At 31.9% G+C, this 25,008-nt stretch carries 29 protein-coding genes; 2 read left to right on the plus strand and 27 right to left on the minus strand.

The annotated features are described in order from the left end of the window. Positions 1–375: 375 nt before the first annotated feature. Entirely contained in the window at positions 376–972 is a 597-nt protein-coding gene (gene yyaC, locus BFN48_RS10600) for a spore protease YyaC (RefSeq protein ID WP_069650884.1), read from the plus strand. A 7-nt stretch (positions 973–979) separates the two neighbouring features. Here yyaC and BFN48_RS10605 read toward each other — a convergent pair whose 3' ends face one another. The 24 genes from BFN48_RS10605 to BFN48_RS12500 form a co-directional block, all read right to left on the minus strand. Continuing rightward, on the minus strand, positions 980–1,264 hold the full coding sequence (locus BFN48_RS10605) for a YkuS family protein (protein ID WP_069650885.1): 285 nt from the start codon (positions 1,262–1,264) through the stop codon (positions 980–982). 63 nt (positions 1,265–1,327) lie between these two features. Further along, a complete protein-coding gene (locus tag BFN48_RS10610) occupies positions 1,328–2,203 on the minus strand; it encodes a diacylglycerol/lipid kinase family protein (protein WP_242863266.1) in 876 nt (291 codons plus the stop codon). A gap of 23 nt (positions 2,204–2,226) precedes the next feature. Further along, a complete protein-coding gene (locus tag BFN48_RS10615) occupies positions 2,227–2,742 on the minus strand; it encodes a DUF4446 family protein (protein WP_069650887.1) in 516 nt (171 codons plus the stop codon). Positions 2,743–2,811: 69 nt separating this feature from the next. Next, positions 2,812–3,954, minus strand: a complete 1,143-nt coding sequence (locus tag BFN48_RS10620) for an aminotransferase class V-fold PLP-dependent enzyme (protein ID WP_069650888.1) — start codon at positions 3,952–3,954, stop codon at positions 2,812–2,814. Positions 3,955–4,346: 392 nt separating this feature from the next. Beyond that, positions 4,347–6,071: an adenine deaminase gene (gene ade, locus BFN48_RS10625; RefSeq protein ID WP_069650889.1), complete on the minus strand. Its 1,725-nt coding sequence runs from the start codon at positions 6,069–6,071 to the stop codon at positions 4,347–4,349. Next, positions 6,064–7,089: a xanthine dehydrogenase family protein molybdopterin-binding subunit gene (locus BFN48_RS12850; protein WP_479722815.1), complete on the minus strand. Its 1,026-nt coding sequence runs from the start codon at positions 7,087–7,089 to the stop codon at positions 6,064–6,066. The genes ade (BFN48_RS10625) and BFN48_RS12850 overlap by 8 nt, the downstream gene beginning before the upstream one ends. Next, positions 7,079–8,335: a xanthine dehydrogenase family protein molybdopterin-binding subunit gene (locus BFN48_RS12855; RefSeq protein ID WP_069650891.1), complete on the minus strand. Its 1,257-nt coding sequence runs from the start codon at positions 8,333–8,335 to the stop codon at positions 7,079–7,081. Before BFN48_RS12855 ends, BFN48_RS12850 begins: the two co-directional genes overlap by 11 nt. Beyond that, positions 8,336–8,812, minus strand: a complete 477-nt coding sequence (locus BFN48_RS10640; RefSeq protein ID WP_069650892.1) for a (2Fe-2S)-binding protein — start codon at positions 8,810–8,812, stop codon at positions 8,336–8,338. It lies immediately after the preceding gene. A gap of 62 nt (positions 8,813–8,874) precedes the next feature. Next, entirely contained in the window at positions 8,875–9,756 is an 882-nt protein-coding gene (locus tag BFN48_RS10645) for an FAD binding domain-containing protein (RefSeq protein ID WP_069650893.1), read from the minus strand. Between the two features lie 44 nt (positions 9,757–9,800). After that, positions 9,801–11,138: a 5'-deoxyadenosine deaminase gene (locus tag BFN48_RS10650; protein ID WP_069650894.1), complete on the minus strand. Its 1,338-nt coding sequence runs from the start codon at positions 11,136–11,138 to the stop codon at positions 9,801–9,803. 66 nt (positions 11,139–11,204) lie between these two features. Continuing rightward, entirely contained in the window at positions 11,205–12,524 is a 1,320-nt protein-coding gene (locus BFN48_RS10655) for an NCS2 family permease (protein ID WP_069650895.1), read from the minus strand. Positions 12,525–12,604: 80 nt separating this feature from the next. Then, positions 12,605–14,416, minus strand: coding sequence for an adenine deaminase (gene ade / locus BFN48_RS10660; RefSeq protein ID WP_069650896.1), 1,812 nt, complete (start codon positions 14,414–14,416; stop codon positions 12,605–12,607). Positions 14,417–14,437: 21 nt separating this feature from the next. Further along, entirely contained in the window at positions 14,438–14,722 is a 285-nt protein-coding gene (locus BFN48_RS10665) for a EutN/CcmL family microcompartment protein (RefSeq protein ID WP_069650897.1), read from the minus strand. A gap of 17 nt (positions 14,723–14,739) precedes the next feature. Then, complete coding sequence (locus BFN48_RS10670) at positions 14,740–15,552, minus strand: flavoprotein (RefSeq protein WP_069650898.1); 813 nt, start codon at positions 15,550–15,552, stop codon at positions 14,740–14,742. A 132-nt stretch (positions 15,553–15,684) separates the two neighbouring features. Continuing rightward, on the minus strand, positions 15,685–15,960 hold the full coding sequence (gene pduA, locus BFN48_RS10675) for a propanediol utilization microcompartment protein PduA (RefSeq protein ID WP_054871531.1): 276 nt from the start codon (positions 15,958–15,960) through the stop codon (positions 15,685–15,687). 13 nt (positions 15,961–15,973) lie between these two features. Further along, positions 15,974–16,333: a BMC domain-containing protein gene (locus tag BFN48_RS10680; protein WP_069650899.1), complete on the minus strand. Its 360-nt coding sequence runs from the start codon at positions 16,331–16,333 to the stop codon at positions 15,974–15,976. 57 nt (positions 16,334–16,390) lie between these two features. Beyond that, the gene (locus BFN48_RS10685) at positions 16,391–16,690 is read right to left on the minus strand and encodes a hypothetical protein (RefSeq protein WP_054871529.1); all 300 of its coding nucleotides are present in this window, start codon (positions 16,688–16,690) and stop codon (positions 16,391–16,393) included. Between the two features lie 13 nt (positions 16,691–16,703). Further along, entirely contained in the window at positions 16,704–16,973 is a 270-nt protein-coding gene (locus tag BFN48_RS10690) for a BMC domain-containing protein (RefSeq protein WP_082394843.1), read from the minus strand. 16 nt (positions 16,974–16,989) lie between these two features. Then, positions 16,990–18,342 (minus strand): UbiD family decarboxylase, encoded by a 1,353-nt coding sequence (locus BFN48_RS10695; protein ID WP_069650900.1) that lies wholly within the window; start codon positions 18,340–18,342, stop codon positions 16,990–16,992. A gap of 19 nt (positions 18,343–18,361) precedes the next feature. Beyond that, positions 18,362–18,916: a UbiX family flavin prenyltransferase gene (locus tag BFN48_RS10700; protein WP_069650901.1), complete on the minus strand. Its 555-nt coding sequence runs from the start codon at positions 18,914–18,916 to the stop codon at positions 18,362–18,364. Between the two features lie 74 nt (positions 18,917–18,990). After that, entirely contained in the window at positions 18,991–19,593 is a 603-nt protein-coding gene (locus tag BFN48_RS10705; RefSeq protein WP_069650902.1) for a cysteine hydrolase family protein, read from the minus strand. Positions 19,594–19,607: 14 nt separating this feature from the next. After that, entirely contained in the window at positions 19,608–21,020 is a 1,413-nt protein-coding gene (gene allB, locus BFN48_RS10710) for an allantoinase AllB (RefSeq protein WP_069650903.1), read from the minus strand. 121 nt (positions 21,021–21,141) lie between these two features. Beyond that, complete coding sequence (gene ftcD, locus BFN48_RS10715; RefSeq protein WP_069650904.1) at positions 21,142–22,050, minus strand: glutamate formimidoyltransferase; 909 nt, start codon at positions 22,048–22,050, stop codon at positions 21,142–21,144. Between the two features lie 46 nt (positions 22,051–22,096). Next, positions 22,097–22,246 (minus strand): hypothetical protein, encoded by a 150-nt coding sequence (locus BFN48_RS12500; protein ID WP_176718871.1) that lies wholly within the window; start codon positions 22,244–22,246, stop codon positions 22,097–22,099. 201 nt (positions 22,247–22,447) lie between these two features. Between BFN48_RS12500 and BFN48_RS10720 the strand changes: the two genes are divergently transcribed. Next, on the plus strand, positions 22,448–23,140 hold the full coding sequence (locus BFN48_RS10720) for a cyclase family protein (RefSeq protein ID WP_069650905.1): 693 nt from the start codon (positions 22,448–22,450) through the stop codon (positions 23,138–23,140). 58 nt (positions 23,141–23,198) lie between these two features. Here BFN48_RS10720 and BFN48_RS10725 read toward each other — a convergent pair whose 3' ends face one another. From BFN48_RS10725 to BFN48_RS10735, 3 genes are read right to left on the minus strand one after another with little or no spacing between them, the layout of a single operon-like run. Then, the gene (locus BFN48_RS10725; RefSeq protein ID WP_069650906.1) at positions 23,199–23,750 is read right to left on the minus strand and encodes an ECF transporter S component; all 552 of its coding nucleotides are present in this window, start codon (positions 23,748–23,750) and stop codon (positions 23,199–23,201) included. After that, complete coding sequence (locus BFN48_RS10730) at positions 23,743–24,468, minus strand: class I SAM-dependent methyltransferase (protein WP_069650907.1); 726 nt, start codon at positions 24,466–24,468, stop codon at positions 23,743–23,745. The genes BFN48_RS10725 and BFN48_RS10730 overlap by 8 nt, the downstream gene beginning before the upstream one ends. Beyond that, a complete protein-coding gene (locus tag BFN48_RS10735; RefSeq protein WP_069650908.1) occupies positions 24,438–25,007 on the minus strand; it encodes a nucleoside-triphosphatase in 570 nt (189 codons plus the stop codon). Before BFN48_RS10735 ends, BFN48_RS10730 begins: the two co-directional genes overlap by 31 nt. Position 25,008 lies beyond the last annotated feature (1 nt).

The following is a 25,008-nucleotide window of genomic DNA, read 5'->3' on the forward strand; positions in this document are numbered from 1 at the left end:
TCGTCCTGAGCCAGGATCAAACTCTCAAGAAAAAAATTATCTGTATTTCAACCTCAAAAGAATCCTGTCTCCGCACTGTTCAGTTTTCAAAGACCAAACTCATTTTTCTTTGTCGACTTTTGCCGCCGACTCTTAATACTATAGCAGATTTATTTCATCATGTCAAGAACTTTTTTTGCTTTTTTTCTTTTGTCTTTTCCTCAACGGCAAGAAATAATTTACCACAAAACTTTTCATTAGTCAAGAACATTTTTCAGATTTTTATAATATCACAAAATAATAATGAATAAGATATATTAAATATTCTTTCTGTATTTATTATCTCGCTTTTGGGAAAACTTGTACGTAAAAGATTATTTGTCAGGAGGATAGAGTATGTTCTTCCAAATCAATCGTAATAAGAATAGTGTAAATTCTTTTTCGCCTTATGCAGTAAGTGAATTTAGTAAAATTATTTTAGAATACCTAAACAAATACTACAATAAAAATTATAAAGAACTAGTTATTGTATGTATAGGAACAGACAGATCAACTGGAGATAGTTTAGGCCCTTTAGTAGGATACAAACTCTCACCTCTCTTCAGAAAATATAGTAAAGTACATCTACTGGGTACCTTAGATAATCCTGTGCATGCAAAAAATCTTAAAGAAAATATTAATGTTATAAAAAATACATTCGATAATCCTTTTGTAATTGCTATAGATGCTTGTTTAGGGAATATTGATAGAATAGGTTATGTAAAAGTCGAAAAAGGTCCACTAAAACCAGGAGCTGGAGTAAATAAAAATTTGCCTGAAATAGGTAATATTCATATAACAGGAATAGTAAACATTAGTGGATTTATGGAGTATATTGTACTACAAAACACTAGACTAAGCATTGTAATGAAAATGGCAGATGTCATATCAAAGTCTATTTATCTAAGCTATATTCAATTTTATAAAGATAATAGCCAAACAATACATAATTAAAAGCCCATCATTCAAATAATGGGCTGTACAACCTATTATTTATAATATACTCTATTTCTTCTAATGTTTTACCAGTTGCATTAATTAAAAGTACCTCTTTATTTCTATCTATCTCAAATCCTGCATCCATACTGATAAATCTATCCATATAAGGTATACTGTAACCATCAGCCATATATATTATTGCTTCTACTTCTTTATTTTCATTAATATCATACACTTCATAACCTTTACTTTTTAGGCTATTCTTTAAATCATCAAGTCCTTTTTGAATAGCTATTTTTTTTGCCATAAGAAAACACCCCCAGAATACTCATTTAAAATTAGTATCTTCTGTAAGGGTGTTTTTATTCTCTTACTGAGCTATAACTTCTATGCTTCTTCTTTCTATTGTAAATATTATCTCATCATCAACATCAAATATTTCTCCATCTATATTTAAACTTATTGGATTACACATATTTACTTTTACTTCTTTAGATTTGTAAAATTGAACATATTTTTTAAATTCACCATGTTTACCTTTAAATATAGACGGAAATAGTAATAATAACTTTAATTTAGGAATCTTTTTTATAAAACAAATTTCAGAGAGGCCATCATCTTCTACAGCATCAGGGCATATTGCCATGCCTCCCCCATAATATTTACCGTTTCCAACAGCTATAAGGAGAATCTCATCATTAATTTCCCTATCATCAAGTTTTACCTTAATCTTCTTACACTTATAAGATATAAGTGTTACTAACAAACCCACCGTATAAGCAAATTTACTTTTAACATATCTTTTTATTTTCTCTGTATTTTTAACTATTTCAGCATCAAATCCAATACTTGCAACATTCAGAAATGGTTTACCATCAGCATACCCTAAATCGATGCTTTTAACTTTACGATTTATTATTAAATCTAAAGCATCTTTTATATTTTCAGGTATATTTAATGTTCTAGCTAAATCATTACCAGTACCACCAGGTACAATGCCTAATATACCTTTACCCATTTCAACTATTCCAATCATTACTTCATTAATAGTTCCATCTCCACCTACTGCCACAATAATATCAAATCCATCTTCAAGTACATTTTTAGTGATTTCTATTGCTTCCTTAGGTCTTGTAGTTTCAATAATTTTATATTTAATATCAGTTTTTTTCATTTTTTCTTCAATGTAAGGTATTAAGCTTTTAGCCCTATTTTTCCCAGCAACTGGATTTACAACAAAACACACGCTCAAAACATACCACCCAACTTTTATATGCTTTCTAGACTCTTTGAAATACCCTGTTTTTTTGCTATTTCTATAGCCTGTATTTCTTCATCCGAAAGTGTGTAATTAGATTTACCATTAAATATAGGCTTTGCATAAGTATTACATTCGTTTCTACCAAATAAACTTGATATTACAAAACCATTAAGATTATCATCTAATAGAGCTACTGAAAAACTTAAATCGCTTCCTACATCATTAAAAGCATTATACCTTACAAAACCTACTTTTTGTACTGCAAATTTCAATTTGCTATCTAGTTCCTCACACATACTTTTGATAGCTTCTGTCTCTTTTTTCATATCTTTAACTTCATCAATATACTCAAAAATCAAATCCTCTAAAGAAGCTTCGTCAACACCTTCAACAAGTCTATTGTATTTTTTTGTAATAGAAGAAATTCTTATCTGACTAATAATATTTAGTAATAACAAAAATATTACTCCAACTGTTAGAAAAATAATTATTTGATTACTATACTGCGCAATTATTTCTTCCATAACTTACAGACCCCCTTTATGTTACGATATGGTTAATATTCGTTAATTATCTTTAAATTCCTTCAAAAATTATATTTCCTTTGCTATTTCTCTTATTGCTTTTATTGCTTCTTCAATATCCTCATGTGTATTAAAGTAACCAATACTAAATCTTACAACTCCTTGTTCAAATGTACCTATCGTCTTATGAGCCAAAGGAGCACAATGAAGTCCTGGTCTAACGGCTATATTAAAAACTCTATCTAAAATATAACTTACCTCAGATGAATCCTCTTCACCAAGATTAATAGATACAACTGGGGCCTGTTTCTTTACATCACAAGGTCCATAAATTTTTACTTTATCTATTTCTTTAAGCTCTTCTATAAAATACTCTGTTAACTCTTCTTCATGTTTTCTTATATTATCAATACCTGTTTTTAAGATGAATTTAATTCCTGCTCCTAATCCTACTATCCCAGGCGTATTTGGTGTGCCACTTTCAAATTTATCTGGTAACATCTCAGGCTGTATTAAAGATTCAGATCTACTACCTGTTCCTCCCTCTTTCATTTGCATTACATCTATTCCTTCTCTTATATAAATTCCACCAGTTCCTTGCGGCCCTAATAAGCTTTTATGCCCAGGAAACACAAGAATATCTATATTCATATTTTTTACATCAATATCATATACTCCAGCAGTCTGTGCAGCATCTACCATGTAAAGTAACCCATTTTTATGTGCTATTTTACTTATTTCATCTATAGGAAATAAAGTCCCAGTAACATTAGAAGCATGAGTGGTAATTATCATTTTAGTATTTTGTCTAATATTTTTTTCAATGTCTTTTATATCTATCATTCCAGTCTTATCGCATTGGATTATGGTAGTTTCTACTCCTATATTTTCTAAAGCTTTAAGCGGTCTTAATACCGAATTATGTTCCATAGAAGTTGTTATGACATGATCACCTGATTTCAAAATGCCTTTAATCCCAAGATTAAGACCTTCTGTAGCATTTGATGTAAATATTATATTCATTGGATTTTCAATATTAAATAACTTACTTAAAAGTTCCCTTGTTTCATATATAGCTCTACCAGCTTTTAGAGCTAACTTATGTCCAGATCTACCAGGATTAGCTCCAAATTCTTTCATAGATTCTAGCATAGCTTGATAAACTTCTTCTGGTTTTGGAAAAGTAGTTGCAGCATTATCTAAATAAATCAAATCACTCACCTCCAAATAAATGACAATTTAATTATAACATATTAGAATATAAGTATATTAAAAATATGCTGAGCTTGTTGATAAAGTTAATCTTTAAAAAATATATGAAAATAACAAAATCTTCAATTTAAATAAATCAAGGAAGATTTTGTTGAAATCCATTTCGGAAATTATATTTTAAATTACCACAATTTAATAAGGTTAATAATTTCCTTATGGATTATAAAAGTGAATGCTTGAAAGAATTTAATTTTCTCTTTCGCATGAGCGTTATTTTCATGAATATTTATTTTGTCTACAAGCTCTAAATACATTAAAAATACTTTGTTATTTATAAATCCTCTTATTTAAAGAATTATATTCCTTAAACAAGAGGATTATCCTAAGAATATCTATTCTACATCGCAAATTTTAATAAATTGAAATTTTGATACATCAAATAATCCCATATCAGTAACCTTAATTTCAGGAATAACAGGCAAAGCTAAAAAAGATAATGTCATAAACGGATCTATATCGTTATTTACACCAAGTTTGTTATAGGCTAAATCTAACATTTCTTTTAATGTAACATTTACTTCTTCCATCGATTTATTTGACATAATACCAGCTATAGGTAACGGTAATGTCTTAAGAACTTCTCCTTTAGAACATATAGTAATCCCACCACCTACTCTGACAACTTCTTTTATAGCTAATAACATATCTTCATCATTATCTCCAATAACAATTAAATTATGTGAATCGTGTGCTATTGTTGATGCGATAGCACCATTTGTCAATTTAAAATTTTCAACCAGACCTAATCCAATATTCCCTGTTGCTTTATGTCTTTCTATGACAGCAATTTTCAATATATCTAAGTTTTTATGATGTTTAAAATATCCTTTTTCCGTTTCTACTTTCCTTATAACCTTTTCTGTAACAAGACTATGTGGTAATAATCTAATAACATTAGCTATATCTCCTTTAAGCTCTATTTTTAAATCTTCTTTTCTAACTTCTTTTGTTCTAACAGTATCAGTAACTTTTGATACATCCACGGCTTTTACTTTAAACAATGGTACATTATTTTTTGCTACCAAAACACCATTTTTAAAGACCTGAACTACATTAAATTTTTCCAAATCATCTATTACAATAATGTCTGCCACATAACCTGGTGCTATAGCTCCAATTTCTTTTAGTTTATAACACTCTGCAGCATTTATTGTAGCCATCTTAATTGCAGAAATCGGATCTAATCCCATCTTTATAGACAATCTTACATTATTATCTATATGTCCTAACGTTAAAATATCCTCTGGATGTTTATCATCTGTACAAAATAAACATCTTCTTAAATTCTCTTTTGTTACTCCTCTGATAAGAGTTTCTAAATTTCTAGCAGCTGAACCCTCTCTTATTAATATATACATTCCTAATCTTAATCTGTTTATCATCTCTTCTATAGTTGAACATTCATGTTCTGTTCTAACTCCAGCTATTACATATGCATTTAAATCTTTACCACTTATATTCGGTCCATGTCCATCTATCAACTTACCTTTTACTATTTTAACCTTCTCTAAAGTATCTTCATCTCCCAAAATTACTGATGGATAATCCATTAATTCTCCTAAACCTAATATTCTTTCATCACAAATTAATTCTCTCAATTTATCTGCATCTAATATTGCTCCTGAATTTTCAAAAGAAGTAGCAGGTACACATGACGGGAGCATAAAAAATATATTAAGAGGAAGTTCCATACCTGAATTCATCATAAACTTTAAACCTTCTAATCCACATACATTTGCTATTTCATGCGGGTCAGCAATTATTGTTGTTGTACCTCTAGGAACTATAACTCTTGCAAATTCATTTGGAGTTACCATCGACGATTCAATATGTACATGACCATCAATCAATCCAGGAGCTACATATTTCCAGTTCAAATCTATTTCCTTTTCACCTTTATATTGACCTATTCCAACTATTTTCCCCGAATCTATTGCAATATCACCTTCAATTATTTCATGAGAAAACACATTAACTATTCTGCAATTTTTCAAAACCAACTCTGGCAGTTCCCTACCATAAGCTAAATCAATCATTCTCTTAATATTATCACTCATTACTAATCGCCCCCAAATTTTTCTCTTTCAATGCTTTAAGGAGCCTGTCTGGTGTAACTGGTATTTCTGTCATTCTAACTCCAACTGCATCATATATAGCATTGAGTATCGCTGGTGCCACTGGAATTGTTACTGGTTCACCTATACCTTTTGCTCCAAAAGGAGCAGTAGATTCTGGTTCCTCAATTATTACCTTTTCTATTTCTGGCATATCCATTGAAGTTGGTATTAAATAATTGGTAAAACTATTATTTTTAATTTCTCCGTTCTTCAATTTTAAATCTTCCATGAGAGCATAGCCTAACCCCATAGAAAATCCACCATCTATCTGCCCTTCAATTAATTTAGGATTGACAGCTTTACCGACATCCTGGGCAAATACTGCTTTTAATACTTCTACTTTACCTGTTTCAGTATCAACCTCAATTTCTACCGAACAAGCAGCAACAGTATATGGCCAATACGGAGCTCCTTGACCTGTTTCATCATCCATTTTTGTAGTTTGTGCTATAAATATGCCCTCTTTCTTAATATTTTCTTTAATACTACTTGCTAGTTCCTTAAAAGTTACAAATCTTTCAGAATAACTCTTTAAATATATTTTTTTATCTCTTGTTTCTAATCCTACTGTACTATTTAATCCTAGCCTCTTAGCAGCTATTTGAATTAACTCTTTCCTTAATTTTTCTACTGCTATTTTAACTGCATTACCCGTATTATAAGTCTGTCTGCTTGCAGCTGCAGTTCCAGAATCTGGAGTAATACTCGTATCTTCACAACTAAGTATAATATCTTTTACCTGTATACCAAGCACTTCAGCAGCCATTTGAAGCATAATAGTTTTTGCCCCTTGACCAACTTCAGTAGCCCCTACATATATCGCAATATTTCCATCTTTTCGTAATTCTGCAATAGCTCTAGAAACATCAGGAAAACCATTACCATAACCAGTCCCATAAAAAATACAAGCTATTCCCTTCCCCCTCTTTTTCATATAAAATCGCCCCCTATTTTTCATCTATTAAACCTATACGCCTAGCTACTTCTTCAATACATTTATTTAGAGGAAAACTTTCTGTAATTAACTGACCTGTAGCCGTTTTAGACCCAATTTTTAATATATTCTTCATTCTAAATTCTACAGGATCGATATTAAGTTTCTCAGCTAATATATCTATCTGCTGCTCATATGCTATAGGCACTTGAGTTGCACCAAACCCTCTCATTGCTCCACAAAAAGGATTATTGGTATATACTGCATAACTGTCTACTTTTACATTTGGAATCTCATAAGGTCCACAAGCATGAACTCCAGCCTTTCTCAAAACATTTATTGCCCATGATGCATAAGCTCCAGTATCTCCTACAATAGTTGCTTCCATTGCCAATAACTTGCCATTTTTATCAGCACCAGTCTTATATCTCATAACCATAGGATGCCGTTTCGAATGAGCAATAAAGGATTCATTTCTGCTATACACAGATTTCACAGGTCTACCCGTTAACTTAGTAGCTATTGCTAAATGAATTTGTAAAGTTATATCTTCTCTCCCTCCAAAAGCTCCACCAACTGCAGGATTGATTATTTTTACTTTTTCTTCAGGTACACCCAAAGCCTCTGCTACCTCTAATCGATCCCAATGAGGATACTGTGTTGAAACACAAACCACAATAGTTCCATCATCTTCTGTATAAGCTACACCTGCTTCTGGCTGCAAAAAAGCGTGTTCAACCATTGAACTAATATATTCATTCTCTACTATAACCTCACATTGTCCAAATGCTTTGTCTACATCACCTTTTCTCAATTTATAGTGATATATAATATTACTCTCACCATGAACTTTTGGCGATTCTTCTTTCATAGCTTCTATTGGATCAAAAACTGCCTCAATCTCTTCATATTGTACATCAATAGCCTCTAAAGCTATCTGTGCTATTTTTTCTGTAGTTGCTACAACAAAAGCTATAGGATCTCCGATTCTTCTTACTTTCTTTTCACAGAATACTTGATGGTCTTTAAATACAACACCGTGATAATTTTTCCCTGGAACATCTTTGTATGTAAGTATTTTTATTACGCCTTCTATTTTTTCAGCTTTAGTTGTATCTACTCTTATAAATGCATGTGGTTTTGTTGACCTTAAAGTTTTACCATAAAGCATACCATCCATATATATATCTTGAGGATAAACTGCTTTACCTGTAACTTTGGAGAGTCCATCTACTCTAATTACATCCTCTCCTATTACTCTATATTTCACTTATTTTCCCTCCTTTAACAAGTATGCAGATGCTTTTTCAATTGCATCTACAATCTTGTTATAGCCAGTACACCTACATAGGTTTCCTGATATAGCCTCCCTAATCTCTTGCCTTGATGGATTTGGGTTTTCATCAAGTAAAGCCTTTGCAGACATAATCATACCTGGTGTACAAAATCCACATTGTACAGCTCCTTCATCTAAAAAAGCCTTCTGTATAGGATGGAGGTCTTCTTCATTGCTTAAACCTTCAATTGTAATTATACGACTACCATCAGCTTGAAATGCCATTACTAAACATGAGCAAACAGCTTTTCCGTCCATAATTACTGTGCATGCTCCACATTCTCCCTCACCACAACCTTCCTTTGTTCCAGTAAGACCCAAAACATCTCTCAAAACATCTATAAGTCTCATATCTTCATCGATTTCAACGCTATAATCCTTGTAATTAATATTTAGGTTTATTTTCAACATAATCATCCCCTCTTTATTTGATAGTTGTTAAAATTAATTCCAGAGAATAATTTCAGTAATTCCTATTCCCTGCACTCTGTCCCCTGAACACTATTGTTTATTGCTTCTTTTAGAGCTTCCTTGAAAACTCCTTTAACTGCCTCACTTTTAAACTCAACAGTTAAACGACCAGCTAATCTTTTTTTAACAATTTGTTCGAATTTTATTGTTGAAGCTATTATTGTTTCTTCATTTAATCTTTTTCCTATCAAAAACAACTCTAATTCCCTCTCCCTTAAACCGTGTTTACCTAAAGCTCCAGATGCTATTCGTATATTTTTACATTTAAGTTCATCTTCTACTTCTAAAAATACACTAATACACATCCTAGATATCGCTAATGCTTTTCTTAATCCTAATTTACTAAAGCCCAACCCTTGATTTTTCAAAAGATTCTTGAATTTTATACTGTAAAGAAGCTCATTAGCTTTTATGTCCACTCTTCCCTTATCTTTTAAAACTTTTTCTAAAGATATTTCCCTTGTACCTTCAATATTTTTTATAACCAGTATTGAATCTAATGCCAGAAGCACTGGCACAACATCGGCAGCTGGAGAACCATTACAGATATTGCCACCGATAGTTCCTCTATTTCTTATTTGTGGGGAACCAACAGAATTAGCTGATTTTCTTAGACCCTCTAGCCTTTGACTTTTAATATGTTTAACTAATTCAGTAAATGTTACAACAGAACCGATCTCCATATACTCATCACTTTCTCTTATAAAAGACAATTCTTTTATAGTAGATATATCTATTAATACATTGTGTTTAAGCTTTTCATGCCTTAATTGTATTATCAAATCTGTTCCTCCAGCTATTAATTTACATTTATCTCCGTATTTATCTAAAAGCTTCAATACTTCATCAACAGCTTTAACTTTATAAACCTCATTTACCCCCATAACAATCCTCCTTTATATATAAAAGGGGAAGCTTAACTTCCCTCTTAACTTTCTACTCCAGCTAGATCTATCTGTTTTTTAATCATTCTATTTACATCATCTTTCAGAGATTTTTCATTTATTGTTAGAATTTTCCTATTTAGCATTACTATATTTCCATCAATAATTGTAGTATCTACATCTGTGGCTTTGGCAGAATATACTAATTGAGAGATAATATCTACATTATCAGTCGGATAGTTATGTATACTATCTAAATTTACAATAACAATATCAGCTATCTTACCAACTTCTAAACTACCTAGCTTATCTTCCATACACATAGCTTTAGCCCCACCTATTGTAGCAAGTTCAAATACTTTTTCCGAGGGCATTACAGTTGGATTTAATAACCTTGCCTTATGTATCAGAGCCGTTGTTCTCATCTCTTCAAACATGTCTAAATTATTATTACAAGGTGCACCATCAGCACCTAATGAAACAGCTACTCCCATTTCCAATAGTTCAGGTATTTTTGCAATTCCTGAAGCTAATTTTAAATTTGAATTTGGACAATGAGAAACTTTTGTACCAGTCTCAGCTAAAATTCTCATTTCCTCATCGTTTAGCCAAATACAATGAGCTAGTATTAGCTTCTCTCCAGTCAACCCTATCTTATCTAAATAAACTATGTTTCTCATTCCTCTATCCTTTTCTACTAATTCTATTTCTCCTCTGTTCTCAGATGCATGCGTATGTACCATAACATCAAATTCTTTTGCTAAGTCCCTTACTTTAATAAGTAATTCTTCACTACAGGATACTACAAACCTTGGAGCAAATGCATATTGAATTCTTCCATTCCCTTTTCCATGCCATTTTTTTAATAAGTTAACACTTTCTTTAATAGATTCATCTGTATTTTCCATTAAAGCATCAGGAACACCTTCACCATAATCCATCATACATTTACCTGTAGTAGCTCTAAAACCACTTTCATAAATAGCAGTAATCGCCGCATCAGTATAATTTACCGTCTCCATATCAATAATAGCAGTAGTACCACCTTTTATTAATTCTGCTATACCTAATTTAGCAGATATATAGTTAGATTCTTCTGTATGAGAAGCTTCTAACGGCCAAACTTTCTTTTTTAACCAATCTAATAACTCCAGATCGTCAGCTTGACCTCTAAATAAAGCTTGTGTTAAGTGTATATGAGTCTGTATAAGCCCTGGAATTATAATTTTACCTTCTGCATCTATTATTTGAGCTGCTTCTACCTCTATTTTAGGAGATATTTTAATAATCTTATTTCCTTCTACCAAAATATCGCCTTTTAATACTTCTCTTTCTTTATTCATAGTTACAATAATTCCATTTTTGATTAGCAATCTTTTCATGATTTTCCCCCTCATACGTTTAAAAAATAATTTTAGTTTTGCTCCCACAAAAGTGGGAGCAAAACGTTATACTAACAATTTTAACACAAATAATACTGCTAATATATACATAAGAGGTGATACTTCCTTGCCCCTACCAGTTAATAACTTCAATACAGCATATGATAAAATACCAAATACTAGACCTTCAGCAATACTATAAGTTAATGGCATCATTATAATTGTCAAAAACGCTGGTATAGCTTCTGTAAAGTCATTTAAATCAACCTTCATTATAGGTGACATCATAAATAAACCAACAATTATTAAAGCTGGAGCTGTTGCTGCAGCAGGAACAATGGTAAATAATGGAGCAAACAATAATGATAGTAAGAATAATATGCCAGTAGTCAATGCAGTTAAACCTGTTCTACCACCTTCTGCAACACCTGAAGCACTTTCTACATAAGTAGTTACAGTACTTGTACCTAAACATGCTCCTACAGTAGTTCCAACAGCATCTGCAAATAAAGCTTGTTTTGCTTTAGGTAGTTTACCATCTTTCTCTAACATATCAGCTTTAGATGCTACACCAACTAAAGTTCCAATTGTATCAAACATATCTACAAATAAGAATGTAAATAAAACAATTAACATATCTAAAGTAAACACCTTATCAAAAGCAAACTTAAATGCTATTGGTTTTAATGAAGGAGGTGCACTAATTATAGATTGAGGCATAGGAGTTACTCCTAATGGAATTCCTATTATTGTAGTAATTAAAATACCTATTAATAGTGCTCCTTTAACACCTCTAGCCAACAATATTCCTGATATAACTAAACCTATTAAAGCTAAAATAACAGTCGGATTCTTAATACTGCCTAAAGTTACTAAAGTTGCATCACTATTCACAACAATTCCTGCATTAACTAAGCCAATAAAAGCAATAAATAGACCAATACCAACACTAACAGCATGCTTTATATTTAATGGTATACAATTAAGTATCGCTTCTCTTATTTCAAATAGAGTAAGTATTATGAAAATAATACCTTCTAGTAATACAGCTGTTAATGCGAATTTCCATGAATATCCCATTGTTAAAACAACTGTATAAGCGAAAAATGCATTAAGTCCCATTCCAGGAGCTAAAGCAAATGGATAATTAGCATATAATGCCATTACCATAATAGCTATAAATGACGATAAAACTGTTGCTGTAAACACAGCTCCTTTATCCATACCTGCGTCACTTAAGATAAGCGGATTGACTACGAGTATATAAGCCATAGTCATAAATGTAGTGATGCCTGCAATAATTTCAGTTTTTACATTAGTATTATGTTCCTTTAGCTTGAAAGTTCTTTCTAAGAAGCCTTTCTCGGCTTGTAAATTAGTACTCAATACTACTCCCCCTTTTTTTATTAACCTTTTTGATTAAAAATTACTTCGTTATACCTCAATCTCACCTCCTTAAAAAATATCTATTCTAATACTGTTGGCAAAATTTCAAAATTATTAACATCTAAAAGTCCTCTGTCTGTTATTTTCCATTTAGGACTAGTTGATAATGATAGAAATGATAAATGCATAAATGGTGCATGCACTTCACAACCCAACTGATGTTTTACTACTCTTTCTAATTGAGATATTTTCTGACTTACTTCATGTCCTGTTAATTCATCAGTTATCAGTCCACCAACAGGTAGTCTTAACTCTTCTAAAATTCTCCCTCTATTTGCTACAGCGATTCCTCCGCCCATTTCTATAACTCTATTAACTGCTAAAGCCATATCTTTTATATTAGTACCTACAACTAAAATATTATGAGTATCATGTGCTATACTCTCAGCAAAAGCCCCCTGTTTTAATCCAAAACCTTTAACAAAAGTCTTTCCTATGCTTCCATTTCTTCCATATCTCTCTATACATGCCATTTCTAAAATATCTTTATTAATATCAGGCATAACTTTTCCATTTTGTACTTTTAACTCTTCTTCTAAGCTTCCTGTTAAGTTTTGATCAGGTATTAGCTCTATGCATCTTACTTTAACTTTGTTTCCAGATGCCTCAATTTCTAAATCTGCATCACTTATTAAATTACATTTTACAGATCTTTTAACGCTATCTGGGTATGTATACTTAGGCATATCTATTAATAACTTGCCATATGATGCTACTAATTTACCTTCAATAAATACTCCATCTACCTTCATTTCCTCCAAATCTCCGATTATAGCAATGTCAGCAAGTTTTCCCGGAGATAAAACTCCTCTATCTTCTAGTCCAAAATAAGTCGCTGGATTAATAGTTACCATTTGTATAGCTTCAACTGGGTCAACACCTTCTTTTATTGTTCTCCTAACAATTTCATTCATATGACCTAACTTTTCTAAATCTTCAGCAACCATATCATCCGTAGCTAGAATACATCTTCTTGAATCAAGTCTATCTTCAGTAACTGCACGTATACACTCAGCCATATTTTTTTGGGTAGACCCTTCTCTCATAAATACATATACACCTTGCCTTAACTTCTCTACGCATTCTTCTTTAGTCGTAGTTTCATGGCACGAACACTTACCCCCTGTAGAAATAATATGAGCAGCTAATTCTCTTCCAAATAACTCAGGAGCATTACCATCTACTATTTTCCCAATACTTTTAGCATATGTAGTTGATGCCAATAAATCTGTTATAACCTCAGGGGTATTCCTATAGACATGTCTAGCATTACTAAAACCTTGTAATTCTCCTATTCCTATTACATTCGGATAATTCAAAATCTCTTCCATATCTTTTGATGTGATATCATATCCTGCAGTCTCTAATCCTGGACAGTCTGGAGTTAATGCTGGTACGACTAGATGTACATGATTAGGCACTAAACTAGCTTCTTCAGCCATAGCCTTTATGCCTATTGGCCCTAATGCATTACCTATCTCATGCGGATCAGCAACTAAAGTAGTAGTACCAGAAGGTATAGATAATCTAGAAAACTCCGTTATTGTAAGCATACTGCTTTCAAAATGCATATGAGAATCTATAAAGCCAGGAGATAAATATTTTCCCTGAACGTCAATAACTAAAGTATCCGGTCCAATTAAATTATCAGCATCCCCCACCAACAGAATATATTTACCTTTAATAGCTATATCAGCAGTATAAATTTCTCTTGTTAATACATTAATAACATTTCCCCTATATAAAACAATATCAGCAGACTCCTTGTCAGACATCAAAACATCTATTAATTGCCTATACTCCATTGCTTGTTTAATTCTTAATGCATCCAACCTAGCCCTCCCCCTCTCTTCCTAGTCGCTCATATATTCCCTATATACATCAACATTATCAACAATACCAACTATAGCAGCGTCTATGGGAGCTTGTAACCTATCAGCAGCTATTCTTGCAGCAGCACCTCTTGAATAGATTACTATCTCGCCAATACCAGCACCTACAGTATCGACAGTAATTAATGGATTCCCAGAAGGCTTAAAATCAAGATTTAATGGCTGAGTCACCATTAATTTGCAACCTGTTAGTCTTTCATCTTTCCTCGTAGCAACTACGGTACCAATTACTCTTCCAATTTGCATTGTACCTCTCCTTTAGGTTATTTCTTTCTAATCTTTAATCCCAATTCTTTAGCTGTATCTTTAGCAAGTGGAGTAATAATAGTTCTAGCCGATACAATAATTTCCTTTTCTTTTTTGGCAATACTAATAACATCTTTTTCAGTTATAACACCTTCAAAGAAATTCACATCAGTCATCTTATCTTCATTAGTCTGAGTTTTCAAAGATTCAAAAGATTTATATGTCTTAAATTTATCAAGAATCTTCACTACAAAATCTTTTTTATCTACTTCTGTAACACCCATTTTAATTAGCTTATCTAAATAACCTTCTATCATTTCATCTAAAAAAGGATTTTTTGCTTTTGACCCCATTTTGGTTCTGCAATTTAAAAAATCAATAAAAACTGGTTTACTAAACCAAAGCATATGCCATATAAGGCTTGTAATAAAATCATCCTGCAAACCCATTACAAGCTTCGTTAAAGTATTTTGAGTCATCATAGGTACTATTACACCGTCAAATTTGTAAAAAACATCTAAGTTTGCTATCATAACATTATTAAATATTTTTTTCGGACCCAATCGTGACTTTAAAACATCCATTCCAATAATCTCTTCAGCTACTTCTGATAAAACTACATCGTAAGTAAATCCATATCTTTTTAATTTGATTAACTTATCAACATAATCATTAAGACCTATGTTAGTCCCAGTAAATACTAGAGCCAAATGAACAGAATTAGTCTCTATAAAATTTTTTTCAGTTTCATCCTTTCTATCTTCATATATGTTACTTGTTTTTTTAAAAAGCTCATTTATTACACTTTTTGTAAATTCATATTTATCCATTTCAGCACCCCTTATTATCTATCACTGCTACCATAACATAATTATTATCAGGCTATTGATTAGCTTATTGTTTCTAACTAAAAAATAATTATGACTCATTAGGAGAGTATGGTAGCTAAAATGGGATGAAAACTATTCATTTTTTAATAATACTCTCTCAACTTCAGAATGAGGTCTTGGTATTACATGAACTGAATGCAACTCTCCAACTGCTCTTGCTGCCTCAGCACCAGCATCTGTTGCAGCCTTAACAGCACCTACGTCTCCTCTTACCATTACAGTAACTAATCCATAACCAATTTTTTCATAACCTACTAATGTAACATTTGCTGCTTTAACCATAGCATCAGCAGCTTCAATAGCTCCCACTAAACCTTTAGTTTCAACCATACCTAAAGCTTGACTCATATAAACTCCTCCTTTATTTATTTTCTTTTTTCTTATTTTTTGATTTATCCTTGATTTTGTTAGATTTTTTATCTTTCTCAAAGTTTTTCTTAAACTTTTCTATTAGTTTATCCACCTCTTCATGAGGTCTTGGTATTACATGATATGATAACACCGTACCAACTCTATTAGCTGCTGATACTCCTGCTTCAACACTAGCCTTCACAGCTGCAACCTCACCTGCTATTTGTATAGTCACACTAACGGCCTTACCAGCACCAATTACTTTCTCATATCCTACCAATGTAACATCAGCCGCCTTACTTGCCGCATCTAATGCAGTTATCGCTGTTGTTAAACCAACCGTTTCTATTAAACCTAATGCTTTTTTCAAAACTACACCTCACTTTCTTTTGGCTCTTTACTAGAATTACCATTTTCTTTTTTCTCTCTACTTTTGTTTTAGTTTTAATGATAATTCCTCTAAAGTTGTAATGGTACTTTTTCTATTTATAATACTGCTTTCTTTTTTATGAGTTTTTCTCGTTAAATCTTCTAATGTTATTTTATTCACTACTCCAGATCTATTTTGAGTATTGTTCTTCTTATGAAATATTTCTAAAAGTATCTGCTCCTCTCTCTTGTTAAGATTATGAGAAGTACTACTGTATGCCTTTAAATTAGCTTTATTTTTATTACCTGATTTTTCTAAAATATTGTTAAGAATTACATTCGTCAACGAATTTACCATGTTCTCACCACCACTAATACTCTAAAATCTTATCAACTTCTGTATGGGGCCTTGGTATCACATTTACCGATATAATTTCTGCAATTTGGCTAGCTGTTTCTTTAGCGTTTTCTACAGCTGCCTTAACAGCAGCAACTTCCCCTTCGACCATTACAGAAACTATGCCAGAACCAACAAATTCAAAATCTACTATTCTAACATCAGCTGATTTAACCATCGTATCTGCCGCTTGGATTGCAGCTACTAAACTCCTTGTTTCTACCATTCCCAATGCTTGTTTCATAATTTATACCACCTTTTTATTTAATATTGGGAAAATATTTTGTAATTTCTATATTTTCATATCTAGGAATCTTAGCCTTTTCAAAATCTACTCCCTTTTTTTCTAATGGTTTTGTTGCATCTATACCTATTTTATCGGTAGTCCCTTTATAATTATGCGATGGGTCTAATACAGAGCCATTAGCTCCTGAAATAATAACTAAATCTTTTGATGCTTGTACTCTAGTCGCTAAAATTCCTTCAACTTCACTTGTGTTAAATATATCAACATCATCATCTACAACAATTACATGCTTAAAATCATTATTGCATCCTAAAGCCGCTAAAATAGCGCTTTTCGCATCCCCTTCTTTCTTTTTGTTTATTGAAACTACTGCATGAAATCTATATCCTCCTCCGATTGTTACGTTAACATCCTTAACATCTACAAGCTTGCTTAAACTAGTATAAAGCTCAACCTCTCTAATTAACCCATTAGGTAAGTGTTCTTCTCTACAAGGGAATGATACTTGAAATATTGGATTATTTCTGTGCATTACAGCAGTTATCTCAATAATAGGATGAGAATTTGCTCCTCCATAGTATCCCATCAATTCACCAAACGGTCCTTCTATTTCTCTTTTTTTCGGAGGTATTATTCCCTCTAATACTATTTCAGCATATGCAGGAACTTCTAAATCTACTGTATGGCATTTTACTAACTCTAATGGTTCTCCTCTTAAAGCACTATCTATTTCGTATTTATCAACTCCGAAAAAATGACTGCTTACCTGAGATGCCAATAGAAATTCGTAATCATAACCTAAAATTATAGCAACCTCTAACGGTTTATTTTGATTTTCTAAATTCAATAGCTGGTCTTTGAGTTTAGGAGATGCTACAAGTATACTCAACCTGTTGCCACCATTAACTTGTAATCTTCTAACCGAAGTATACCTTTTATTAGTTTCTGGGTCTTTAATAACAATAATCCCTGCAGTTATATATGATGATGAATCTTTCTCATGAAATGTAGGTATAGGAAACATCCTTGGAATATCAATATTTCTAGTTATAATATTTTCTTTTACAGGACCTGTATTTAAAAGTCTAGTTGGTTTAGGATTGGCAATAGCATCTATTATTCTATAAATTCTATCACCATGAGTTAAGTTGAGCATATTGTAATATATATTTCTATCTCCAAACATTGCTCCTACAACAGGAATCCTATATCCTTTAACTTTACTAAATAGCATTGGTCTAGTGTTGGAATAATATTTTAGCACCGCTCCTAATTCATATTCTGGATCTACTTCTACATCACAGGTTAATAAGTTCCCGTTTTGTTTAAGCTTCTCCAAGCTGGCTCTTAACATTTGCCTTTCCATATTATCCCTCTTTTCTAATTTATTCTCCCCATCGCTTTATTAAATTGTGATTAATCTCAAATTGATCTAAAGTCCTACCTATAATCGAACTAACAATATCACTTATAGATTGGGGATGATTGTAAAAGCCTGGAGATGCAGGCAAAATAGTTACACCCATTCTCGAAAGTTTTAACATGTTCTCTAAATGTATAGCACTTAAAGGAGTTTCTCTAGTCACTAACACTAATCTTCTTCTCTCCTTTAATATTACATCAGCTGCTCTTGTTAAGAGGTTATCAGAAATACCATTCGCAATTGAAGCTAAACTTTTCATAGAACATGGTACAATTACCATTCCATCCGTTTTAAAAGAACCACTGGCAATTGGTGCAGCTAGATTTCTATTATCATGAAAATGAGTAGCTAACTCTTTAAGTTCATCTAAACTAATACCACATTCATGCTGCATTACATATTCTCCCATACTTGAAACTACTAAATGGGTTTCTACACCAAGTTCTTTCAATACCTTAAGAAGTCCTACTCCGTATATAGCACCACTTCCCCCTGTTATTCCAACTATCAATCTCATTCAGCTACCCCTCTTCCTAAGTCTTATGAAAAATTAGTCATTTGTCTGCCTCAATTGAGGCAGACAAATTCAAATTACTTAACTTTATTCTCTGTATCTCCTCCACCTATCCATGGGTCGATTCCCTTTTCCCACGCATCTATATATTCATCAATAGTCATAACCTTTGCAAATAAGCTCATATCCTTCAATCCATATTCGTGCATTTCTTCTGTTTTTGATGCACATCCATCACTTAATGCTATTACCTTATAAGCATGGTACAATGCATCAGATGCAGTACTTCTTACACATACATTAGTCCAAACACCAGTAACCACAACTGTATCAATATTCTCTTCCCTCAAATATAAATCTAAATCTGTATATGCAAAACCACTATGTCTTCTTTTTGGAACTATATATTCGTCTCCTTGAGGATAAAGCTCTTTTATAAAGTCTGACCCCCAAGTTCCCTTAACAGCATGAACAGGTCTTACTCTAAAATCTGCATCATTTTTTCTATGTGCTTCCTGTATATGCACCAATTGAACATCGTCACCTTCTCTATTTCTTACCCATTCAAATAGTCTCTGTAAGTTAGGAACTATTTTCTCTCCTCCTGGGCACCTTAATGGCGCTTTCTCTCCAATAAAATCATTTAACATATCTATAACTAATATAGCGTGTCTAGGCATTGCTATTTACCTCCTTAGAATTTTATTATTCTTTCTAATTTACCTTTGTTTTGTCTTTTTATAAACTTACCATAACCTTCACGACCTACAATACCTTCAGTATCATCATAAACAAGCTTACCGCGAACTACTGTTTTAACTGGCTTACCCTTTAACTTAAATCCATGGAACGGTGTATATTTAGCCATTGTATACATCTTATCTTTATCTATTGTCCATTCTTTTTCTAAATCTATAATTGTAAAGTCAGCATCAGAACCTATAAACATAGCACCTTTCTTAGGATATAAACCATAATGCTTAGCTGGATTCGTACTTAATACTTCTACTAATCTGCTTAATGAAAGTCTTCCCTTGTTATATCCTTCACTTATAATTACAGGTACCATTGTTTCTACACCTGGTATTCCAGGAAAAGCTGTCCAAATATTCATTCCTTCTGCTTCCTTTTCTGTAGGTATTTCGTATGGAGCATGGTCTGTCGCTATAAAGTCAACTCTTCCATCCTGTAATGCCTTCCACAATATTTCATTATCCTCTTTAGTTCTTAATGGAGGAGCTATCTTTGCAAATTGTTTAAACTCACTCATCGCATCCTTATAATTTAGTGTCAAATAGTGAGGACAAGTTTCAGCAGTTACATCTAGTCCTCGCTTCTTTGCTTCTCCTACTAAAATAGCTCCTATACCTGTACTCATGTGTACTATATGAAGCCTTGCACCTGTCTCCTCAGCAAAGCTTATTCCTAATTGAATAGCCACTTTTTCAGCTAAAGTCATTCTAGCCTCAGCCCATGCAGGTCCGTCCATACGACCTTCAGCTTGGAATTTCTTTACATAAAAATCACACATAGCAAAATTTTCTGCATGAATGCCTATTGGAAGACCAGTTTTAGCTACAGCTTTAAATGCTTCTAGCATTTCAGGATCTGTTACTCTAGGATAAGTTGGAACTGATGGTGTCATATATACTTTAAAAGCACATACCCCATAATCTGCCTGCTCCTCAACATTATGCAACCATCCATTTCTTACATCTTCTCCAGTAACTCCACCCCACATAGCATAGTCTACAATTGCTTTATCTTTTATAGCTTCTAGCTTATGCTCTAAGTTTTCTACACTTCTTACAGATGGAACTGAACAGCATGGCATATCTATTATTGTTGTTATACCGCCACTTGCTGCTGCAGATGTACCTGTAAGGAAATTCTCTCTATGTGTAAAACCAGGATCATTTATATGTGTATGTGAATCAATACATCCAGGTAATGTTAAGTGACCTTCTGCATCAATTATTTCCTTAGCATCAATACCATCTAAATCCTGCGTAAAACCTGCAATTTTTTCGTCTTTAACTAAAATATTAGTTAATATCGTATCATCCCCCTGTGGAATACGAGCATTTTTAATAATTACATCATACATTTTAAATCCCCCTTGTATTAATATTATTTAAACGGTTGCCAGCCAATGTAATACTTTATCATCAACTGACAACCAAAAGCTACCATCTATTGGCTATCAACTATTAAATATCGACTGGTATCTACTTCATCAAATGTGTCTCTAATATCTGCTCTTTTCTAAAATTCTCTAATCCTAAATAATACTCCAATGAATTTAATAAGTGTTCTAATTTAACCGGTCCTACTATTTCAGAACCAGTAACAGCTACTCCATATCTTGCCGCTTCCTGTTTAACAAAGTTATATGCTCTATAAAGTGGTGTTTGAGTGCAATCAAACATATTCATTGAAACAACTACACCAGATCTTTCTGGAAATTTGATACCAACTGCTCTAACTGTTGAAAAACCACCACTAGGTCCTCTTACTGCTTTTGCTATCTTCTTAGCAATACTTAAATCTTCAGTGGCCAAAAATACATTATATGCTGTCAATCCTTCTGTATCTGCACTAACAATTGTCGCACCTGCTGTTGGATGTAAAGCTGCAGGACCAATATCTGGCTTTCTTTCATCTGTATGGGCTACTTTTTTAAGCCCTTCATATTGTCCTTTCCTTATAAAAGATAAAGCCTTCCTTTTTTCACATCTTGCATTCTGTCCTGAAAAATAAACAGGTACTTTATATCTTTCAAAAATTTCTTTCCCAATCTCCTCTGCTAATTGCACACATTCCTCTAATGTAATATTTTTAAATGGAAATATTGGTATTGTATCCTGAGCACCAATTCTAGGATGAGTTCCTGTTTGTTCTTCCATATTTATCAATTCATATGATTTACCTGCCATATTAAGTAGTGCTTCTTTTAAAGGCTCTGGTTCACCAATTAATGTTACAACCGTTCTATTAAAATCATACTCTGGCTCATAACTAACTAATTTTACTCCTTCTACATTTCTTACTTGATCAACTATCGCTTCTATAACTTCTTTTCTTCTACCTTCACTAAAGTTAGGAACAGCTAATATGTACTTCTTTTCTTCTGACATCCCACATCCTCCTTACTTTTCAGTTAATTTATACTTTATTAAAATACTATTTCTTTTCATTGTTAACCATTCCACATATTAGTGCTATAACCTTTGTAGTTCTTTTACAAAACTTGTCTGTCCATTTGTATTTTTTATCCTTAGAATTTGTTATTTTTTTATAATTTTTTGAATAAGTATATATGTGCTTTCCCACAAATTGAAATATATGACTTGTGTAATTGTGTATTTTAAACAATTTCAAAGAATTTTTGATTTCTTTCTCATTTATACACTAACTAATTCAAAAAAATATAATAAAGGAATTTCTTCCCATAAGTGATATAATGAAAATGATCTATCCATTCCCAATTGAAACAATTTTCTATTTAGAATCTTCAAAAAGGGGGATTTCTACATGGGGCTTCGTTTAATTGATTTATCACAAGAAATTTATCAAGGCATGTCTGTTTTTCCAATGCATCAGAAAACTTTCATAATGACAAATATGACACATGAAGAAAACATGAAAACTACTGGAAGCAAAACTTTAGGTTTCTCTGCCAGAAATCTTTTAATCAGCGAGCACGGTGGAACACATAGTGATGCAGTATGGGAATATAAACCAACTGGAGATACTATTGATAAAATGCCATTAGAATATTTTTGGGGAAGTGCAATCTGTATAGATGTATCATTTGTACCTGAGAGCAGAATGATAGAACCAGAAGACTTAGAAAAAGCCGTTAAAAATTCCGGACAAGAAATAAAACCTGGAGATATTGTATTATTATATACAGGTCATTATGATAGAAACTTCGGTACAGATAAATGGCAAACTACATATACAGGTTTAAGCTATGAAGGAGCAAAATGGCTTGCTGAAAAAGGAGTAGTTAATATAGGTGTAGATGCACCTGCGATTGATCATCCTAAAGATTTGAATTTTTCTGGACATCTAGTTTGTGGTGAATACGATATAACAAACACAGAAAATTTATGCAATCTGGATAAAGTAGTAAATAAACGATTTTTATACTTTGGACTACCATTAAAAATAAGAGATGGATCAGGATCACCAATTAGAGCAGTCGCATTAGTTGAAGAGTAGGTAGTTTCTTTAAAAATAATGCCATTCATCCTCAACTAAAAAATGAGGATGAATGGCATTATTTAGTTCTGACACTAACTTTCAAATCGGATATTATTTTCGAGTTTAAAATTTTTTCATATATAAAAGTTGTTAATATCCCACTTAATCCTCCACTTACAGCAGACATTACTGCAACTACTATAAATATTTCTTTTTGTTTACCAAAAAATAATATGTACGATAAAGAAGCTCCTAGCAAATTAGCAACAGCTCCTGCTAAAATATTAACTATACAATCATTCTTAAATTTGACAGTTCGTAATACTATTTCAACACCTATCCCAGGAGGAATAAAAGTAAGAGCTTTAAGAATAAACATACCATTTAATGTAACTGCTAAAAACGCTTGTATTAAACAAAAAAGAATCACGGAAAAAGGCTTTTTTATTATTCTGTAAACTAATGTAAGCCACATCATATAATATACTCCTCCTATTATTCCTGCTGGAACATGAAAAGTAGCAGTAATAACAGAAGATACATAAAATACTGCTGGTTTTGATACGATAGATATCGTAGCAAGTAATGATATTATCAAAAGCTCCTTTAAAGTAAAACCTCTACTCAACTAGATCATCTCCCTTAATTATAATAATACCGCTTTCTCTAATATTCGGTAGATAAAAACCTCTCTCAGTTTTTATCAAATATTTAGATGCTATTTTATTAATAGTAACTATATCATTTATCTTAAAATAAAATCTTAAGAAATTAGTATATTCCTCAAAACTTTCAAATGGTTGTCCAAATTCTTCACAATGATTAATTAATTCAAAATTTATATTATAAAGTTGTAAATATTCTATTACATCATATACAGTTTCATTATGCTTACTTTTTATTTCGCAAAATTCTCCTATCCTAAAAGGATTACTTTCTAAACTTTTAGGTAGTACTAATACTAAATATTTCTTACAAAGAGCTTTCAGCTTTTTTATATTAGGAATAAATCCGTTTATATAACATAAAAATACCAAATCATATCTTAAAGAGAAATTATACTTTAACCAGTCAGCAACTAAAAAAGTTATATTATTTATGCCTAAATTTATACATTTATGCTTCAATCTATCAATAGCTAGTTTATTTATATCAACTGCTGTTCCAAATTTTGTATAATAAGAAAGACATATAGATAATTCACCCGTTCCACAACCTATGTCAATGAAAGTACTCTCTTTATCGATAATATGACTACATTTTGCTACTATTTTAGAATAAAATTCTGTTTCAATCACAGCCGTTTCAAACCATTTTAAATTATGCTTGTTCCAAACAAATGACATCTTAGCACTTCCTCAAATATACTCTTTATCTTTTTATACTGATTATCTCTATTTTCTTTATTTATTTCCAATATAAGTACATCATCTCTATTTCGAATATTATTTAGAAAAACTGTTTTTGTAGGTTTGATAACTCCAAATACAATTTTATGAGAATGTAAACATCTAAATACATATTCCTGAAACTTCAAAGCATTTGTTTCAAAAAAACCAAGTTCATCCATTATAATCACATCTTTTTTCGACTTTAAACTATCCTTAAGTATTCTTGCCCCTATACTATCAAAAATTTCAGGATAAGCTTCCCATCTATCATTTATTAATTTCCTTCCTATAAAATGAATTTTGTTATAATCTAACATTTCACTTTCATCTATAAGACTTTTTATGTGAAATCCTAGTAATTCACCCTGTTTTATATATGGCAAGGTTAGAAACCCAGAAGTTTTGATTCTTAGCTCTTTAATAATTTTTTTCAATATTGTACTTTTACCAGCATTAATATTACCTGTTAGAAAAATATTTTTTTTGATATCCACG

This window comes from Caloranaerobacter ferrireducens (genome assembly GCF_001730685.1).
Classification (GTDB): Bacteria; Bacillota; Clostridia; order Tissierellales; family Thermohalobacteraceae; genus Caloranaerobacter; species Caloranaerobacter ferrireducens.

Bases quoted from the DNA above. Each gene is read 5' to 3' on its own strand.
- BFN48_RS10645 (WP_069650893.1), bottom strand. From the start codon at position 9,756: ATGGGGGTAAATGAGGTTTATAAAGTTAAAGCTGTTGATGAAGTATTG.
- BFN48_RS10720 (WP_069650905.1), top strand. From the start codon at position 22,448: ATGGGGCTTCGTTTAATTGATTTATCACAAGAAATTTATCAAGGCATG.
- BFN48_RS10705 (WP_069650902.1), bottom strand. From the start codon at position 19,593: ATGCCTAGACACGCTATATTAGTTATAGATATGTTAAATGATTTTATT.
- BFN48_RS10695 (WP_069650900.1), bottom strand. From the start codon at position 18,342: ATGGAAAGGCAAATGTTAAGAGCCAGCTTGGAGAAGCTTAAACAAAAC.
- allB (WP_069650903.1), bottom strand. From the start codon at position 21,020: ATGTATGATGTAATTATTAAAAATGCTCGTATTCCACAGGGGGATGAT.
- BFN48_RS10700 (WP_069650901.1), bottom strand. From the start codon at position 18,916: ATGAGATTGATAGTTGGAATAACAGGGGGAAGTGGTGCTATATACGGA.
- BFN48_RS10685 (WP_054871529.1), bottom strand. From the start codon at position 16,690: ATGGTAAATTCGTTGACGAATGTAATTCTTAACAATATTTTAGAAAAA.
- BFN48_RS12850 (WP_479722815.1), bottom strand. From the start codon at position 7,089: ATGAAAAATAGGGGGCGATTTTATATGAAAAAGAGGGGGAAGGGAATA.
- ade (WP_069650889.1), bottom strand. From the start codon at position 6,071: ATGAGTGATAATATTAAGAGAATGATTGATTTAGCTTATGGTAGGGAA.
- BFN48_RS10690 (WP_082394843.1), bottom strand. From the start codon at position 16,973: ATGAAACAAGCATTGGGAATGGTAGAAACAAGGAGTTTAGTAGCTGCA.
- BFN48_RS10670 (WP_069650898.1), bottom strand. From the start codon at position 15,552: ATGGATAAATATGAATTTACAAAAAGTGTAATAAATGAGCTTTTTAAA.
- pduA (WP_054871531.1), bottom strand. From the start codon at position 15,960: ATGAGTCAAGCTTTAGGTATGGTTGAAACTAAAGGTTTAGTGGGAGCT.
- yyaC (WP_069650884.1), top strand. From the start codon at position 376: ATGTTCTTCCAAATCAATCGTAATAAGAATAGTGTAAATTCTTTTTCG.
- BFN48_RS10665 (WP_069650897.1), bottom strand. From the start codon at position 14,722: ATGCAAATTGGAAGAGTAATTGGTACCGTAGTTGCTACGAGGAAAGAT.
- BFN48_RS10730 (WP_069650907.1), bottom strand. From the start codon at position 24,468: ATGTCATTTGTTTGGAACAAGCATAATTTAAAATGGTTTGAAACGGCT.
- BFN48_RS10605 (WP_069650885.1), bottom strand. From the start codon at position 1,264: ATGGCAAAAAAAATAGCTATTCAAAAAGGACTTGATGATTTAAAGAAT.
- ftcD (WP_069650904.1), bottom strand. From the start codon at position 22,050: ATGTCAGAAGAAAAGAAGTACATATTAGCTGTTCCTAACTTTAGTGAA.
- BFN48_RS10640 (WP_069650892.1), bottom strand. From the start codon at position 8,812: ATGTTGAAAATAAACCTAAATATTAATTACAAGGATTATAGCGTTGAA.
- BFN48_RS10650 (WP_069650894.1), bottom strand. From the start codon at position 11,138: ATGAAAAGATTGCTAATCAAAAATGGAATTATTGTAACTATGAATAAA.
- BFN48_RS10615 (WP_069650887.1), bottom strand. From the start codon at position 2,742: ATGGAAGAAATAATTGCGCAGTATAGTAATCAAATAATTATTTTTCTA.